The sequence below is a fragment of the Alistipes shahii WAL 8301 genome (genome assembly GCF_025145845.1).
Taxonomy (GTDB): Bacteria; Bacteroidota; Bacteroidia; order Bacteroidales; family Rikenellaceae; genus Alistipes; species Alistipes shahii.
Genome location: NZ_CP102253.1, coordinates 3,323,750 through 3,336,897 on the forward strand (window position 1 = coordinate 3,323,750; position 13,148 = coordinate 3,336,897).

Consider the following 13,148-nt stretch of genomic DNA (forward strand, 5'->3'; position numbering starts at 1 on the left):
TGTTTTTTCGTGCTCGAAGAGCCTATTTCTGAAATTTCATCGTGAACTTGCGGACCGGACGCAGCACCCACATCGGCAGTATCTTGCAGAGGGGAATCCACACGCGGTTCCACCAGTCGGGGACGATGCACCGGCGTCCCCGCCACAGGGCGCGCAGTCCGCGCCGGGCGCACGAGTCGGCCGTGATAAGCACCCCGAGGCGCGTGCCGATGCGCTGCCAGCGGGGAGTCAGTCCGTAGAGGTCGGTCGCCACACCCGCCGGGCAGACCGCCGTGACGCGGATGCCGTGCTCGCGGACCTCCTTCGCGAAGGCCACCGAGAACGACCGCAGGTAGGCCTTCGACGCGCTGTACAGGGCCAGTCCCGGAAAGGGCATCCACAGCGAGTAGGAGGACATGTTGAGAATGTGCCCCCGGCAGCCGCGGCGCACCATGTCGGCCGCCGCCATCCGGCACAGTTGGGTGTTCGTCAGGTCATGCAGCAGGATGATGCGCTCGATGCGCTCGGCGGGGGTTTGCAGGATGTCGCGGAACGAGAATATCCCGGCGTTGTTCACCAGTACGTCGATGGCGGCTCCTTCGCGCCGCACGGCCTCCCACAGCTCCGCAGCGGCTTCGATGCGCGCCAGGTCGATCTCCACGATCCGCACCTCGGGCCGGAACCCGGCAGCGGGGGATGCCGCTTTCCGGACGCCGCCGTCCGGACCCGCTCCGGCGGCGAGTATCTCGCCGCATACCGTCTCCAGCGGTTCGCGGCGGTTGCCCGCCAGCACCAGGTTGTAGCCCAGCGCCGCCAGCCGCAGGGCGTAACAGCGTCCGATGCCCGACCCGGCTCCCGTGACCAGCGCCCAGGCGCTTCCCGGGGCGACGGCTCCCCGCCGGCCGACGCTGCGGCCGCTTCCGGAAACGGCTGCGGGCGAGGCGCTGCGCTCCCCGCACGGTGTGATTGCTTCGCGTTTCATCACGGCAGGCGTTTGAGTTCTTCGACGATCCGTCGCGGGAGGTTGTCGCAATGCTTGCAGCACTTCATGTCCACGGAGTACATCCGCGCGATGCAGTAGTTGCGGTGGTCGCAGGCGCTTCGCGTCGCCGCGTCGCCCTCGCGGAGCTTTGCGACGAACGCCGGGTCGTTGACGAGCGCCCGGGCCATCTGAACCAGCTCGAATCCCGAGTCCAGCGCCCGGTCGATGCCCTCGCGGCTGACGAGTCCCCCGACGTAGATCAGCGGACCTTTCAGGGCGGCCCGGAATTTCTTGGCGTCTTCGAGGAAATAACACTCCTCGAAGGGGAACTGTTTTATCATAAAGGGACCGCACCAGCGGATGAAGTAGCGCAGCCACAGCGGCGAGTAGTAGCTCATGGTGTAGATCGGGATCAGCCCCCGCATGACGGCCATCGGGGCCTTCGAGACGAATCCGCCCGAGAGGACGATGCCGTCCACGCCGAACGATTCGATGACTTTGGCGATCTCGATGCTCTCGGGGATTTCAATGCCCCCTTTGAAGCCGTCGTACATGTTGTGCTTCACGGTGATCGCCATGCCGCACGCCCGGGCCGCCTCCACGGCCTCGCCCAGACACATGCGCATGAAGCGCATGCGGTTTTCGAGCGAGCCGCCGTATTCGTCGTGCCGGTGGTTGGTGTAGGGCGACAGGAACTGCGAAATGAGGTAGCCGTGCCCGGCGTGCACCTCCACCGAGTCGAATCCGGCGTCGCGGGCCGTGCGCACCGCCGTGCCGAAGTCGCGGGCCACCTGTTCGATCTCGCGTCTCTTCATGCCCCGCACGGGCGTGTAGGCGTAGAGGTTGAATCCCGTCGAGGCGCCGATGGGCATCTGCCCGGCGGTGGTCCAGTGGGTCATGTTGCCGCAATGTCCGATCTGGATGGCCGCGGCGGCCCCTTCGCGATGCACGGCGTCGGTGATTTCGCGCAGTCCGGGGACGATCTCGGGACGCAGCCACAGCTGCTTGTTGAACGACAGTCCGCTGCGGCACACGGCGGCATAGGCCAGCGTGGTCATGCCCACGCCGCCGCGGGCTACGGCGACGTGGTAGTCCTTGAGCTGCCGGGTGGGACCGAAGTCCTTGCCCATGGATTCGAAGGCCGCCGAACGGATCGTGCGGTTGCGCAGCGTGACGGGGCCTAATTTATAAGGGGTGAAAAGTGTAGAGGACATTGAATTGAAAGTTGAGAGTTAGAAGTTGAGGGTTGAAAGTCGGATGCGCAGACCTCGTTCCGAAACGTGAAATTCTTGCGTCGTCCCTGAAGTCGTCTTCTTAATCCGGCGGGCGCAGAACTGGGTGAAAAACGTTGTAACGGACCATCCGCAACCTGAACCCCGCCTTTTAGGCGGGTCAATAGATGAAGGGGATGATCCGTTTGCGGCGAAGGCGCGAAAACTCTTCGCCGAACTCCTGCTCGTAGCGGCGGCGCAGCGATGCGGCGCGCGGTGCGAGGTTGGCGAAGGTCCACCATGCGAAGACCGTTCCGGCCCACGACCACGAGGCTACGGCGAATCCCACCCATTCGAGCAGTTCGCCGAAGTAGTTGGCCGACGAGACGTAGCGGAACATGCCCCCGCGGGGGATGTAGTGGCGCGTGTCGCCCGGGCGGCGGAGGTGGCGGATGATGTGGTCCGAATGGAGGTTTACGGCCATTCCGGCCACGAACAACGCCCCGCCGATATAGATATAGGGCTGTGCGAACCATCCGGCGTAGTAGTCAGCGGGCGAGACGTAGAAAATCCAGCCTCCCTGCATCAGGGCGTTGAGCGTGTTGAAGACCATGCCCATCACGACGATGCCGAGGGGCATGCGGCCCTTGCCGCGGATCAGCAGCGGGAAGATGAAGGCCCGCTGGAGGTAGTGGGCCTGAAACAAGCAGAACAGCGCCAGCGGCCCGGCCTGCCACATCCTTTCGGACGAGGCCCACAGCACGCACATGAGGATGAAAACCGGAGATTCCATCACCATCCAGCCCACGCGGTTGGGCACGGGAGGTCCGTAGCGGCGGTCGAAGAGATAGCCGTAACCCGCCTCGAAGAAGTGCAGCGCGGCGTAGACCACGGCGGCCAGAAGGGCCATGACGATCAGGAAAATGTCGAAATTCTCTTTCATAGACGTTGGGGATAAAACGCACGAAAGATACGTATTTTTTCCGGTCCCGGCAAGTCCTTTGCGCCCTATGTTTTGTTCGTTGCGTCGTGTCGCTGCGGGGGCGTTTTTCCGGTCCGTGGCGGCAGCGCCGGGCTTGCGTAGGCCGCCGCCGAAGGTCCGGAAGAGCCTCCCGCCGCAAACGAAAAAGACGGCTCCGCTTCGGGGGTGAAGCGTGAGCCGTCCGGCGTTCTGCCGCCCGGAGGGGGCGCGTGTCGCGGGGAAGGTCCCTGAATGTTCGGTCAGCCGTTGCCGGCCGCGAGAAAGCGCCCTTCAGGGGCGGCTTGAGAAGCCTCTTTTGGATGCTATGGCCGAAATTGCGGTCCGAAGGCCGCTTTTCCCGCCAGCGTTCCGGCAGTCGGAGGTCCGGTGACCTCCGGCCGCATCAATGCGTGTAGACCTTGCCTTTCTGGTGCTCCTTGTTCTCGTACTTGATGCGCGAGGGCGTGGGGTACCGGAGTTTCTCGAACTCGGCCACGGCGTTGCGGATGTCTCCCAGAAGCATGTCGGCCATGTCGCGCGACATGCCCTGGCGAACCACGATGCGCATGACGATCATCTCGTCGATGTTCTTGGGCATGGTGTATGCCGGGACCATCCAGCCGCTCTGCTGCAAGGCGGCCTGCAGGTCGAACAGCGTCCATTTGGCCTTCTTGTCGTATTCGGGGTCCATCATCCAGATGAACAGCGGGTTGACGACCTCTTTGGCGTAGTTCCGGAAGCACGGCATCTTGCCGATCTGCTCGTGGCAGTATTTGGCGATGTCCATCGAGTTCTGCTGCACCTCCTTGTACCCCTCGAATCCCAGCCGGATGAAGTTGTAGTACTGGCCGAGAATCTGCGCCGCCGGCCGCGAGAAGTTCAGGCCCACCTGCGTGATGTTCGCGCCGAGGTAGTTGACCGAGAACGACATTTCGTCGGGCAGGTACTTCTTGTCCTTCCATACGACCCATCCCAGTCCGGGGTACACCAGTCCGTACTTGTGGCCCGACGTGGAGATCGACAGCACCCATTTGAGGCGGAAGTCCCACTTCTTCTCGGGGTGCAGGAACGGCAGGATGAAACCTCCGGAAGCCGCGTCGACGTGGATCGGGATTTCGTAGCCCGTCTTGGCGTTGTAGGCGTCGAGCGCCTTGTCGAGACCCTCGATGTCGTCGTCGAGACCCGTCCACGTCACGCCGGCGATGGGCACGATGCAGATGGTGTTCTCGTCGCAGGCCTTCAGCGCCTCGTCGATGTCGAGCGTCGGGTGGTCGAGCGTCAGGGGCACGGTGCGCATCTCGATCTGCCACAGCTGGCAGAACTTCTCCCACACGACCTGGAATCCGGTGCTCATCACCAGGTTGGGTTTGTCGAAGGGTTTGCCTGCGGCCTTGCGGCGCGCCCGCCAGCGCAGCCATGCAGCCACTCCGCCCAGCATGCATGCTTCGGACGATCCGATGCCCAGCGCGCCGGTTTTCCACTCGGCCTTTTCGGGCGAGTTCCACATGTTGGCCACGATATTGAGGCAGCGGCCGCACATCACCGCGACGCGCGGATACTCCGTCTCGTCGATGTAGTTGATGTTGATGGCTTCGTTCATCAGCCGTGTGGCGTAGTCGTCCATGTAGGTGGTCACGAACGTCGCCAGGTTGAGCCTCGGCTGGGTCTGGGGATAGGTCTCGTCCTTGACCAGCTGATAGGCGATTTCGGGTGCTGTCTTGTTCTTGGGAATGAATTCCGTGGGAGCGGGCGAACGCATCTCTTTCGAGCCGAAAATGTCGGTCAGGGTGTCTTCGGTGGTGTGTTTCTGTTGATCCATAGCGTAAAAATATTTATTTGGTTTACATCGGACCGATCTTGCACGAACTATGCCATAAATTTGTTACCTTTACCGGGCGAAACTACATCATGCAATGAAAAAACTTGTTGTCTTCACCGGCGCCGGCGTCAGCGCCGACAGCGGTTTGGCGACGTTCCGCGACTCCGACGGAACATGGGGGAATTACCGGATCGAGGAGGTCTGCATTCCCGAAGCGCTTGATTTCAATCGTCGGGGCGTCATCCGTTTCTACAACGAGCGGCGTGCCGAAATGCTCAAGGCCGAGCCGAACGCCGCCCACCGGGCGATTGCCGGTCTGGAACGCGATTTCGACGTCCGGGTCATCACCCAGAATGTCGACAATCTGCACGAAAGGGCGGGTTCGACGCATATTCTCCACCTGCACGGGGAGCTTACCAAACTTCGTTCGACGGACGATCCGTCGCTCATCCTGCCGTTCGACGGCGTCGAGCAGGGTTTCGACGACCGCGCTCCCGACGGTTCGCTGCTGCGTCCGCACATCGTCTTCTTCGGCGAGCCGGTTCCCGAATTCGACCGTGCGGCGGAACTTGCCGCCGGGGCCGACATCCTGATGGTGGTCGGAACGTCGCTGGCGGTCTATCCTGCGGCGTCGCTGGTGCGCTGCGTGCGTCCCGACATTCCGGTTTACGTGGTCGACCCGGGACGGCCGGCGATTCGCGGCGTGCGCAATCCGCTGGAGGTGATCCGCAAACGTGCCGCCGAGGGAGTTCCCGAACTGGCCGACCGCCTGCGCGCGGCCTGTGCGGAAGGGCGGTCCGAATCGCTTTTGCCCGGAAAAGCCTGATCCGCCCTTCCCGGCGGTTCCCCGCTCCCGGCCCATCCCGGTTTGCTCTCCGTTCTCGTTTTCCCGCTTTCGGCCCTCCCTCTGTCTTTCGCTTTCCGTTTCCGGCTTTTCCCGGCCGCACGCTGCGGTTCCGGTTGGCTCTTGCTCGGATTCACCCATATTCCGATCCGGCTCACTCCATCTCCGGCCCGTTTCGCGCCGCCTCGTCTGGTCGCGCTCTGCGACCCATTACGCGGTTGCGCGTCTGTCCGTTCCGTGTAACGATGCGGTTGCGTAATGCTTTCGGCTTCGGTCCGGTCGGTGTGCCTGCGGCCGTTCCTGCATGAAAATCCCCGCCCTCTCGAAAAGGTTTCCGAGGATAAAAAAACAGAGGCCTAAAAAGTGTAAAGTAAAAGATAATCAAATAATTATACACTTTTCTTCAGGATCTATGTTTTAGAGAAAAAGTAGAATAAGGTAATGTTAAACGAGGTTTCGGTTTCCAAATCGTTACCTCGTTTCTTTCGCTCTATTATTCATAGAAACGTGATTTTCAGTTTCTTGCATCGTTATTCATCTTGACATGCGACTCTGCTGAAATTATTTTTGCACCCCTAAAAAGCAGAGTTTATGCGCAGCACGTTCAAGGTTCTGTTCTACCTTAAAAGGAACAAAGACAAAGATCAGAAAGTCGTCCCTGTCATGGGTCGCATCACGGTCAACGGCAGCATCGCGCAGTTCAGCGCGAAGCTCTCCGTCCCGGAAACGCTTTGGGAGGTCAGCGGCGGCCGCGCCAAAGGCCGTAGTCTCGAAGCGGATCGCATCAACCGTCATCTGGACAACATCCGCACCCAGATCGGCAAGCACTATCAGGATATCTGCGACCGGGAGTCATACGTTACGGCCGAAAAGGTCAAGAATGCCTATCTCGGCTTCGGAGAGAAATACCGGCTGCTTCTCGAAGCGTTCGAGAAATTCACCGGCGACCTCAAGAAACGTGTCGGCATCGACCGCTGCCACGGTACATGGAACCGCTACTATAAATCCATCGACCATCTGCGGACTTTCATGCGTAAGGAGTATAACGTGAGCGATATGCCGTTGGCGGAGTTGGAACAGTCGTTCATCGAGCAATACCACGTCTACCTTAAATCCGATCTGGGGCTCAAGCCTACGACCGTCAGCGGTTATCTCAAATGCCTGAAATACGTTGTCAAAATCGCGTTCAACAACGGCTGGATGCCTCGCAACCCCTTTTCCCTCTATCAATATACGGCTCCGAATCCGGAACGTAGTTTTTTAACGGAAGATGAACTCCGGCGTATGATGACTACCGAGCTGCGGTATAAGCGTCAGGACTATAACCGCGATATGTTCCTGTTCTCCTGCTTCACGGGCATCTGCTATGCGGATATGGCCTCGCTGACCTATGACCGGATCGAGCAGGATGCGCAGGGCGAGTGGTGGATCAGCGGCAACCGCCAGAAGACCGAAACCAGATACGTTGTCAAACTTCTGCCGTATGCGTTGTTCATCCTGAACAAGTACCGGGGTCTGACCGGCGACGGACGTGTTTTTGCCATGTCTACACTCGATTCGATCGACGACAGCCTGAAAAACATCGCCCGGGAGTGCGGCATCGACAAACAACTCTCGTTCCACCTTGCCCGGCACACGTACGCCACGACGATCTGCCTGTCGAACGGCGTGAGTCTGGAGACGCTTTCGAAGATGCTGGGACATAAAAATATCACCACCACTCAAATCTATGCGAAAGTCACCCCGCCGATGATCGACCGTGAGGTTACCATGCTCCGGGAGAAACTGGCAACGAAATTCTCCGTGTAGACACTTTGCGATAAAGTATATAAATATATTATGTATTTACATACTTGTATAAACTCATCATTCGGTCATTGCATCTTTGCGGCGAAAACCTACTGCAACCCGATTATGGAACGACTCGATGAGATTTTGGAAATCGTCCGAGAGATCCGCGAAGATATCGCCTATATGAAACGTCACCGGAATATGCTTTGCGGTACGCCGATCCTTGAAGTGAGCGAGGTCTGCGACCTGCTGAAGATCAGCGACCGTCAGTTGCGCCGTTACTGCGTCAGCGGTCAGCTCACCGGGTTCCACTTCGGGCGCCGTCTTATGTTCTCCGCTGCCGAGATAAACCGTTTTGTCGAGCGGATCGACACGGAGTGCCGGCAGCGAAAAGAACTTAAAAACCGGATCAGGAACCTTTAATTCATAACCCTATGCCTGACAAGTATTATTTGGTGGAGTCCGGAGCTTTGGAGAAACTGCTCCGCACGCATTTCCTGCTGACACAATCCACACTGCTTTTCGAACACCTGTTGAGCCACAGCGACCGCCCGATGTTCCTCTCGGCCCGCAAGGTCTGCGAGGTGCTGGGTCTGGACCGTCACCAGCTCGAACAATGCCGCAAAAAGCGGATGATCCGCGCCCGTACCGTCAACGGACAGATGCTGTACGATGCCTACGAGTTGCTTGCGCTTACTGAACTTTTCTACCGCCGGAAGCTGCGGAAGACCCTCTCCCGGATACCGCAGTTCGAGGTGCGCTGATCCGTTCGTGCTGAAAGGGACTGACTGCATCCGCAGCAGTCTCTTTTTGTTTTGAGACAGCGCGAATAATAATTAAAAATCCCTTTGTGAACGCCGGCCTCGGGGCAAGATAGCGCCGGACACGTTCCGGCGTCAAATTTTTGCGGCACGATCTCCACCCTTCGGGTCGTATCGCCCCTCAAAAATTTGCCTTGTCCGTGCCGTCGCTGATAATCCCGCCCCGAAGCCGGCTTCTCACTTTCATAGCGGGGATCTGCCGGCCGTATGTCAAATCAAAATCCATTTCGAAGATGAAACATCAAAAATTCGAGATTGCGGTGGCGGGTTACGACTACCGCTTCAAGACCTACGCCCGGGACGGCGTGGAGGCATCGGTAAAGGTGAAATGTTTTCTCGGAAAGCCCGATGCCGAGTGTACGATCCTTGTGCCTGCGTTGAACGATTACCTGCGGGAAACGGAATCCTGCCGCAGGCAGGTTGCTCAGCGATGAGAAAGTGGATCGATCAGTCGACCTTCGACGAGCTGCTGCTCGCCAATGCCGAGGATAACGTAGAGCGGGCTATTCGAAGCGCATCGGCCGTATTGGAAACAGTGCAGGAGTTCGTTCCGGAGGCAGCCTTGTTCTACCGTGTTACACATGCCGTGGACAGCCTGAAAAACTATTTCGAGGAAGCTTGCACCGGTTTCCGAAGAAACGGCATCCTGTTTCTCGTCCGCCAATATTTCTATCCAAAACCCTATTACGACCTCCGATTCGATTGGTCGTTCTTCCGATATGCGGACAACTACTCCTTCGGCAAGGCTTTCGACAAACAAACCGCTCCGAACCGTATCGGGGTCTTCACCAAAAAGAAGATCGACGACTGGGTGGAATACCTCACGCAGGGTTTCCGGAATCTCGAACGGATCGATGCGGAGAACGAACGCAAAATAATCGGGTACCGCAACCGGTTGGAGGCTCTGTCCGATGTGGTTTGGGTTCATGACAAAAGTCACGGCCAGATCATTCGTAACGGCCTGACCTATACTTTCGATATCCGGCAGACGGATTACAGCGAAAAGATCTCTTTGGACTATCGGTGCCGCACGCTCGACGATTTCCTTGCACTCTCCGACAATAAATTCACACCTAAACCTTAAACGACTATGGAACGAAACATTATTATCGAAAATATCTGCACTGCGTGCCGCTGCGGCGAACGTCGCGCCGAGGAATATTTGACCGCGGAACTTCGCAACCTGCGGGAACTGCGGGATGCCGGTGCGCTGTGTTACGGCGATCTTGAAACGGCCTGTTCTGGGCTGGGACTGGACTTCGATTATACGGACTATTTCTGCCGTGCCTTGTCACTGAACTAATTCCTATTTCTGATGAACAATCTTTGTTTCAACCGTTTCACACTGCGGACGGACGATGCGAAAACCCGCCGCAAAATCCTTCGCTGGCTGGCGCTCAATTACCGCTTGTACGAATACCTCCCCTCGGACGCAGAGGTTCGCGGACGGTTCATCTCGCGCAAACCTTTTCCCGCCGAGGCGTTCCGGCGCCAGATCGGGAAACTGCGCGGCGACAGGACTCTGTTCCTGCGGATTGTCTCTGCGGACTTATATACGCTCTATGTGGAAGGTAACGTCTATCTGCGCGGAGCGTGGCACCGAATCTTTCTTTAATAACCTGCCGCCTGCTCCGCAACGAGCGGGCGGCGTCATTTCCATATCATGGCATACGAATCATCCATTCCTTTCGCGGATATCAGGGATTTCCGCGAGGCCGAGATCAACGGCATCTCTGCTCTTTTCACTATGTGTCGCCTCGATTCCGAAACCCTTCCCGCCGATTTTCATTCGTGCGAGGTCATGGGCGGTCGGGGCAGCGATTTCCAGTGGCTCGTTCCGCTGGCTTTGGCAAACTTCTCCGGAACGTTCGTCTCCCGGCAGCCCCTGCTCCGGGAAGGACAGGCGTACGCTGAAATACGCCGGTACGGCATCTATGACGCGACGGCTTTTGACGAATGGTCTGAAAACAATAACTCTTAAATACTATGCGACGAAAATTCAAACTGAAGGTCAGCTATACCTTCAACGGCTGTTTTACCCTGCGTGCGGCTTCCGGCAAGGAGGCCGCACGTCTTGTTTCCGAACAATGCGGAACGGTTCTGAACACGATCCGAACGACTCTCGGCGAAGAATCCGAGGTAGACTGGCTTTTCGACAAACATCCCCGGCTTGCAGTTCGGGAAGTAATCGCTCTTCCGGAGACCCTCGACGGGGAGAAGCTGCCGCGCGTGCAGGTCTTTCACCCCGGGCAACGGGTCTTCTGGCGTGATCCTGCCGATGAAACGTCGGGATATTATACCGTATGTTCGGGTAATGACGACGTGGAGGAACCCTCTGACGATGACATCATCCGGATTTGTTCTTCGGCTTCGGAAGCCGAAGTTTTTCCGTGCGAACTACGTCCCGTATTCAAAAAACGTTAAAGACACATTCAAATGAAGATGCAGGAATCCGATTTCCGGCGTGCGCTGGAAATCATCACCCGGAACAACCGGATCACGGTGTCGTTCAACACACCGATCGCCGACAACTACTCCCAAGTCTATCCGCTTCTTATCCATGAGAGCAACGCTTCGGTACTGAAACAGCTCCATGAGGCGGGCTTCTCGATGAGCATGACGAAAAAAGGACTGGAAGTATCGAAGTATTAACCTCAAATAATCGCGCAATGAAACGCTATGAATTTTATCGGAATCAAAAAATTACTGTCATAGATTGCCGGTATTTCAGTTTTGAAGCCGAGAATCTCGAAACGGCTGTCCGGAAAATCAAGGACCTGTGTGCTGACGGCCAACTCGACGAACTGTCAAACGATCCGACCTATCAGGAAGATGCTGCTTATCAAATTCCCGGAACGGAATATCCACTGGACATAGAAAACAATAACGGAGATCCTACGGTTATGATTTACTCGGCCGCAGACGGAACTTGTATCACGGACAACCTTCCGATATCGACCGGAATAACTCAAACCAAGAACATTTTAATGAACGAAACCATGAATTTACACGAATATTACCGTAACCATAAGGACGCGATCAACGCGTCGATTATGGATATTGCCTGCGATCTGGCCGTCGGACGACTGCTGAATGCGCACGATGCACCTTTCGAAACATTTGTCGAAGCCGATGACCCTGACGATCCCGACAGCGGAACCCATTACAAGGAGGAATATCAAAAGGAATACGATACGTATTACGATAAGGAGTACGCCCGTGTCGCAAAGCTGATGAAATTCGACTATTGCCAAGACGACGGAGTCGCGGCTTCGCCTGAAGATACGAACACCTAAACCATATACTTATATGATCGATATTCCTTTGTCCCTGCGCGTTCCACCGCAGGGACGCTATAACCGCGGTATTTATACCTGTTATGAATGTGGTTTCGAACCGCCGCACTATAACGTAGTGCCCTGTATGCTGGGCCTTGCCGAGACCTCTGCCGGTACGATGGTCGTCTGGGAATGTCCCCGGTGCGGTCAGAAATGGATGTTTCACTATCGGGCCCAAAATTCCCGTGAAGCTCACGATTACGCCGCCCAGCTCCTCGCTTACCGCACTGGCGATCCCGATTGGCGTATGACGCTGAATCCCGACTGGATTGCGGTGCCGCGGCAGAAAAAAGAGTAACCCTAAAACCTGATCCAATGAAAATCTTTGAAAGAATCACAAAACGCTATGCGCTTCAGAATTACTATCTGCGGCGCAATTTCTATTGGCCGGATACGCTGCCGGAGATTCTCGATTATTGGCAGCAGCACAATGACCTGCCATTCCTCTACGGCGGCGATAACTGGCCGTATGATGCAATGTGCGAGCGGCAGCGCCGCAAGGGCGTCTATGCTTCGCAATACCTGACACCCGACCGCACGGCCTGCCAGATGGCGGCACTGGCCGTGCGATATTTCGACAATGACAGCCGTATCGTGGGCGCTGCGAACCTGAACCTGCTGTTGCAGCAGGCACTGAATCCTTCGGGCCCGAGCCTCAATCGCGGCGGCTATACCTATCGTCAGGGCGATCGTGTGATGCAGCAGCGCAACAACTACGACAAGGATGTGTTCAACGGCGATCTGGGTTATATCCGTGAGGTGGATACGGAGGAGAGGACGTTGAAAGTCGATTTCGACGGCAAATGGATCGAGTACGACATAACGGAACTCGACGAACTGACGCTGGCCTATGCCACGACGATTCATAAGGCGCAGGGGTCGGAATACCCGATTGTGGTCATGCCGGTGCTGATGACCCATTATGTGATGCTCCAGCGCAACCTGATCTATACGGGTATCACGCGCGCCAAAAAGATCTGCGTGCTGATCGGTGCGACGAAAGCCTTGGCCTATGCCGTCCATAATATGTCCGTGCTGAAACGCAATACGAGCCTTCGGGAGCGGTTGAATCCCTCCCTGACGACCGACGGGAAACTCCGGGGCTGAATCTTCGACAGGGCTGCCGTCATTTCCTCCGCCGGTAAGGCCGAAACCGCCGGGACAAAAAAGGGTGTCCTTCGAAAGAACACCCTGCGTCATGCGATGAAAACGAGCTATTTGGCAGCTGCCGCAAGCGACGTTTTCCGGAATTCCTTGAGTTTCTTCTCAAGCTCCAGCGACACCTTACGGGCGCGCAGTCCCGCAGCTTTGTTGTTTTTTCCCGCCTGAAGCTCTGCGTCGGTCTTGAATGCCGCATACAGCTCGTCGATAGTCTTTACCAGTTCATTCATGGTCGTATGGA

The 13,148-nt window shown here is 57.2% G+C and carries 18 protein-coding genes and 1 pseudogene; 14 read left to right on the top strand and 5 right to left on the bottom strand.

Annotated elements, in window-relative coordinates; all coding sequences use genetic code 11:
- Positions 1 to 22 precede the first annotated feature (22 nt).
- The 4 genes from NQ492_RS13985 to NQ492_RS14000 form a co-directional block, all read right to left on the bottom strand.
- Positions 23 to 961 (bottom strand): SDR family NAD(P)-dependent oxidoreductase, encoded by a 939-nt coding sequence (locus NQ492_RS13985; RefSeq protein WP_259872928.1) that lies wholly within the window; start codon positions 959 to 961, stop codon positions 23 to 25.
- Positions 961 to 2,175, bottom strand: a complete 1,215-nt coding sequence (locus NQ492_RS13990; protein WP_015545954.1) for an NADH:flavin oxidoreductase — start codon at positions 2,173 to 2,175, stop codon at positions 961 to 963. Before NQ492_RS13990 ends, NQ492_RS13985 begins: the two co-directional genes overlap by 1 nt.
- Positions 2,176 to 2,353: 178 nt before the next feature.
- Positions 2,354 to 3,115: a DUF1295 domain-containing protein gene (locus tag NQ492_RS13995; RefSeq protein WP_015545955.1), complete on the bottom strand. Its 762-nt coding sequence runs from the start codon at positions 3,113 to 3,115 to the stop codon at positions 2,354 to 2,356.
- A 421-nt stretch (positions 3,116 to 3,536) separates the two neighbouring features.
- Positions 3,537 to 4,952: a glutamate decarboxylase gene (locus tag NQ492_RS14000; RefSeq protein ID WP_015545956.1), complete on the bottom strand. Its 1,416-nt coding sequence runs from the start codon at positions 4,950 to 4,952 to the stop codon at positions 3,537 to 3,539.
- Between the two features lie 94 nt (positions 4,953 to 5,046).
- On the opposite strand from NQ492_RS14000, the gene NQ492_RS14005 reads away from it, so the two are divergent.
- The 14 genes and pseudogenes from NQ492_RS14005 to NQ492_RS14070 all read left to right on the top strand — a co-directional run.
- Positions 5,047 to 5,778: an SIR2 family NAD-dependent protein deacylase gene (locus NQ492_RS14005; protein WP_015545957.1), complete on the top strand. Its 732-nt coding sequence runs from the start codon at positions 5,047 to 5,049 to the stop codon at positions 5,776 to 5,778.
- A 609-nt stretch (positions 5,779 to 6,387) separates the two neighbouring features.
- A complete protein-coding gene (locus NQ492_RS14010) occupies positions 6,388 to 7,605 on the top strand; it encodes a site-specific integrase (RefSeq protein WP_149874913.1) in 1,218 nt (405 codons plus the stop codon).
- Between the two features lie 105 nt (positions 7,606 to 7,710).
- Entirely contained in the window at positions 7,711 to 8,010 is a 300-nt protein-coding gene (locus NQ492_RS14015; RefSeq protein WP_019151269.1) for a helix-turn-helix domain-containing protein, read from the top strand.
- 11 nt (positions 8,011 to 8,021) lie between these two features.
- The gene (locus NQ492_RS14020) at positions 8,022 to 8,351 is read left to right on the top strand and encodes a hypothetical protein (protein ID WP_253092946.1); all 330 of its coding nucleotides are present in this window, start codon (positions 8,022 to 8,024) and stop codon (positions 8,349 to 8,351) included.
- Positions 8,352 to 8,641: 290 nt separating this feature from the next.
- Positions 8,642 to 8,842 carry a hypothetical protein gene (locus NQ492_RS14025; protein ID WP_014774805.1) on the top strand — a complete coding sequence of 67 codons (201 nt, stop codon included), beginning with the start codon at positions 8,642 to 8,644 and terminating at the stop codon, positions 8,840 to 8,842.
- Complete coding sequence (locus NQ492_RS14030) at positions 8,839 to 9,492, top strand: hypothetical protein (RefSeq protein ID WP_244075996.1); 654 nt, start codon at positions 8,839 to 8,841, stop codon at positions 9,490 to 9,492. The genes NQ492_RS14025 and NQ492_RS14030 overlap by 4 nt, the downstream gene beginning before the upstream one ends.
- A 6-nt stretch (positions 9,493 to 9,498) precedes the next feature.
- Positions 9,499 to 9,711, top strand: coding sequence for a hypothetical protein (locus tag NQ492_RS14035; protein ID WP_259872929.1), 213 nt, complete (start codon positions 9,499 to 9,501; stop codon positions 9,709 to 9,711).
- A 12-nt stretch (positions 9,712 to 9,723) separates the two neighbouring features.
- Positions 9,724 to 10,023, top strand: a complete 300-nt coding sequence (locus tag NQ492_RS14040; protein ID WP_015545959.1) for a hypothetical protein — start codon at positions 9,724 to 9,726, stop codon at positions 10,021 to 10,023.
- Positions 10,024 to 10,071: 48 nt separating this feature from the next.
- Positions 10,072 to 10,389, top strand: coding sequence for an LPD28 domain-containing protein (locus NQ492_RS14045; RefSeq protein WP_015545960.1), 318 nt, complete (start codon positions 10,072 to 10,074; stop codon positions 10,387 to 10,389).
- A 5-nt stretch (positions 10,390 to 10,394) separates the two neighbouring features.
- A complete protein-coding gene (locus tag NQ492_RS14050) occupies positions 10,395 to 10,832 on the top strand; it encodes a hypothetical protein (protein ID WP_015545961.1) in 438 nt (145 codons plus the stop codon).
- 12 nt (positions 10,833 to 10,844) lie between these two features.
- Positions 10,845 to 11,060, top strand: coding sequence for a hypothetical protein (locus NQ492_RS14055; RefSeq protein ID WP_018697554.1), 216 nt, complete (start codon positions 10,845 to 10,847; stop codon positions 11,058 to 11,060).
- Positions 11,061 to 11,077: 17 nt separating this feature from the next.
- Entirely contained in the window at positions 11,078 to 11,704 is a 627-nt protein-coding gene (locus NQ492_RS14060; protein WP_259302002.1) for a hypothetical protein, read from the top strand.
- Between the two features lie 13 nt (positions 11,705 to 11,717).
- A complete protein-coding gene (locus NQ492_RS14065) occupies positions 11,718 to 12,044 on the top strand; it encodes a hypothetical protein (RefSeq protein ID WP_259872930.1) in 327 nt (108 codons plus the stop codon).
- Positions 12,045 to 12,337: 293 nt separating this feature from the next.
- Positions 12,338 to 12,853 (top strand): annotated as a pseudogene (locus NQ492_RS14070) (ATP-dependent DNA helicase); the annotation flags it as partial.
- 107 nt (positions 12,854 to 12,960) lie between these two features.
- Here NQ492_RS14070 and NQ492_RS14075 read toward each other — a convergent pair.
- The gene (locus NQ492_RS14075) at positions 12,961 to 13,137 is read right to left on the bottom strand and encodes a histone H1 (protein ID WP_009597166.1); all 177 of its coding nucleotides are present in this window, start codon (positions 13,135 to 13,137) and stop codon (positions 12,961 to 12,963) included.
- Positions 13,138 to 13,148 lie beyond the last annotated feature (11 nt).

What these genes read in the sequence shown, in the direction of transcription:
- NQ492_RS13985 (WP_259872928.1), bottom strand. Translation starts at nt 961, where the DNA reads ATGAAACGCGAAGCAATCACACCGTGCGGGGAGCGCAGCGCCTCGCCC.
- NQ492_RS13990 (WP_015545954.1), bottom strand. Translation starts at nt 2,175, where the DNA reads ATGTCCTCTACACTTTTCACCCCTTATAAATTAGGCCCCGTCACGCTG.
- NQ492_RS13995 (WP_015545955.1), bottom strand. Translation starts at nt 3,115, where the DNA reads ATGAAAGAGAATTTCGACATTTTCCTGATCGTCATGGCCCTTCTGGCC.
- NQ492_RS14000 (WP_015545956.1), bottom strand. Translation starts at nt 4,952, where the DNA reads ATGGATCAACAGAAACACACCACCGAAGACACCCTGACCGACATTTTC.
- NQ492_RS14005 (WP_015545957.1), top strand. Translation starts at nt 5,047, where the DNA reads ATGAAAAAACTTGTTGTCTTCACCGGCGCCGGCGTCAGCGCCGACAGC.
- NQ492_RS14010 (WP_149874913.1), top strand. Translation starts at nt 6,388, where the DNA reads ATGCGCAGCACGTTCAAGGTTCTGTTCTACCTTAAAAGGAACAAAGAC.
- NQ492_RS14015 (WP_019151269.1), top strand. Translation starts at nt 7,711, where the DNA reads ATGGAACGACTCGATGAGATTTTGGAAATCGTCCGAGAGATCCGCGAA.
- NQ492_RS14020 (WP_253092946.1), top strand. Translation starts at nt 8,022, where the DNA reads ATGCCTGACAAGTATTATTTGGTGGAGTCCGGAGCTTTGGAGAAACTG.
- NQ492_RS14025 (WP_014774805.1), top strand. Translation starts at nt 8,642, where the DNA reads ATGAAACATCAAAAATTCGAGATTGCGGTGGCGGGTTACGACTACCGC.
- NQ492_RS14030 (WP_244075996.1), top strand. Translation starts at nt 8,839, where the DNA reads ATGAGAAAGTGGATCGATCAGTCGACCTTCGACGAGCTGCTGCTCGCC.
- NQ492_RS14035 (WP_259872929.1), top strand. Translation starts at nt 9,499, where the DNA reads ATGGAACGAAACATTATTATCGAAAATATCTGCACTGCGTGCCGCTGC.
- NQ492_RS14040 (WP_015545959.1), top strand. Translation starts at nt 9,724, where the DNA reads ATGAACAATCTTTGTTTCAACCGTTTCACACTGCGGACGGACGATGCG.
- NQ492_RS14045 (WP_015545960.1), top strand. Translation starts at nt 10,072, where the DNA reads ATGGCATACGAATCATCCATTCCTTTCGCGGATATCAGGGATTTCCGC.
- NQ492_RS14050 (WP_015545961.1), top strand. Translation starts at nt 10,395, where the DNA reads ATGCGACGAAAATTCAAACTGAAGGTCAGCTATACCTTCAACGGCTGT.
- NQ492_RS14055 (WP_018697554.1), top strand. Translation starts at nt 10,845, where the DNA reads ATGAAGATGCAGGAATCCGATTTCCGGCGTGCGCTGGAAATCATCACC.
- NQ492_RS14060 (WP_259302002.1), top strand. Translation starts at nt 11,078, where the DNA reads ATGAAACGCTATGAATTTTATCGGAATCAAAAAATTACTGTCATAGAT.
- NQ492_RS14065 (WP_259872930.1), top strand. Translation starts at nt 11,718, where the DNA reads ATGATCGATATTCCTTTGTCCCTGCGCGTTCCACCGCAGGGACGCTAT.
- NQ492_RS14075 (WP_009597166.1), bottom strand. Translation starts at nt 13,137, where the DNA reads ATGAATGAACTGGTAAAGACTATCGACGAGCTGTATGCGGCATTCAAG.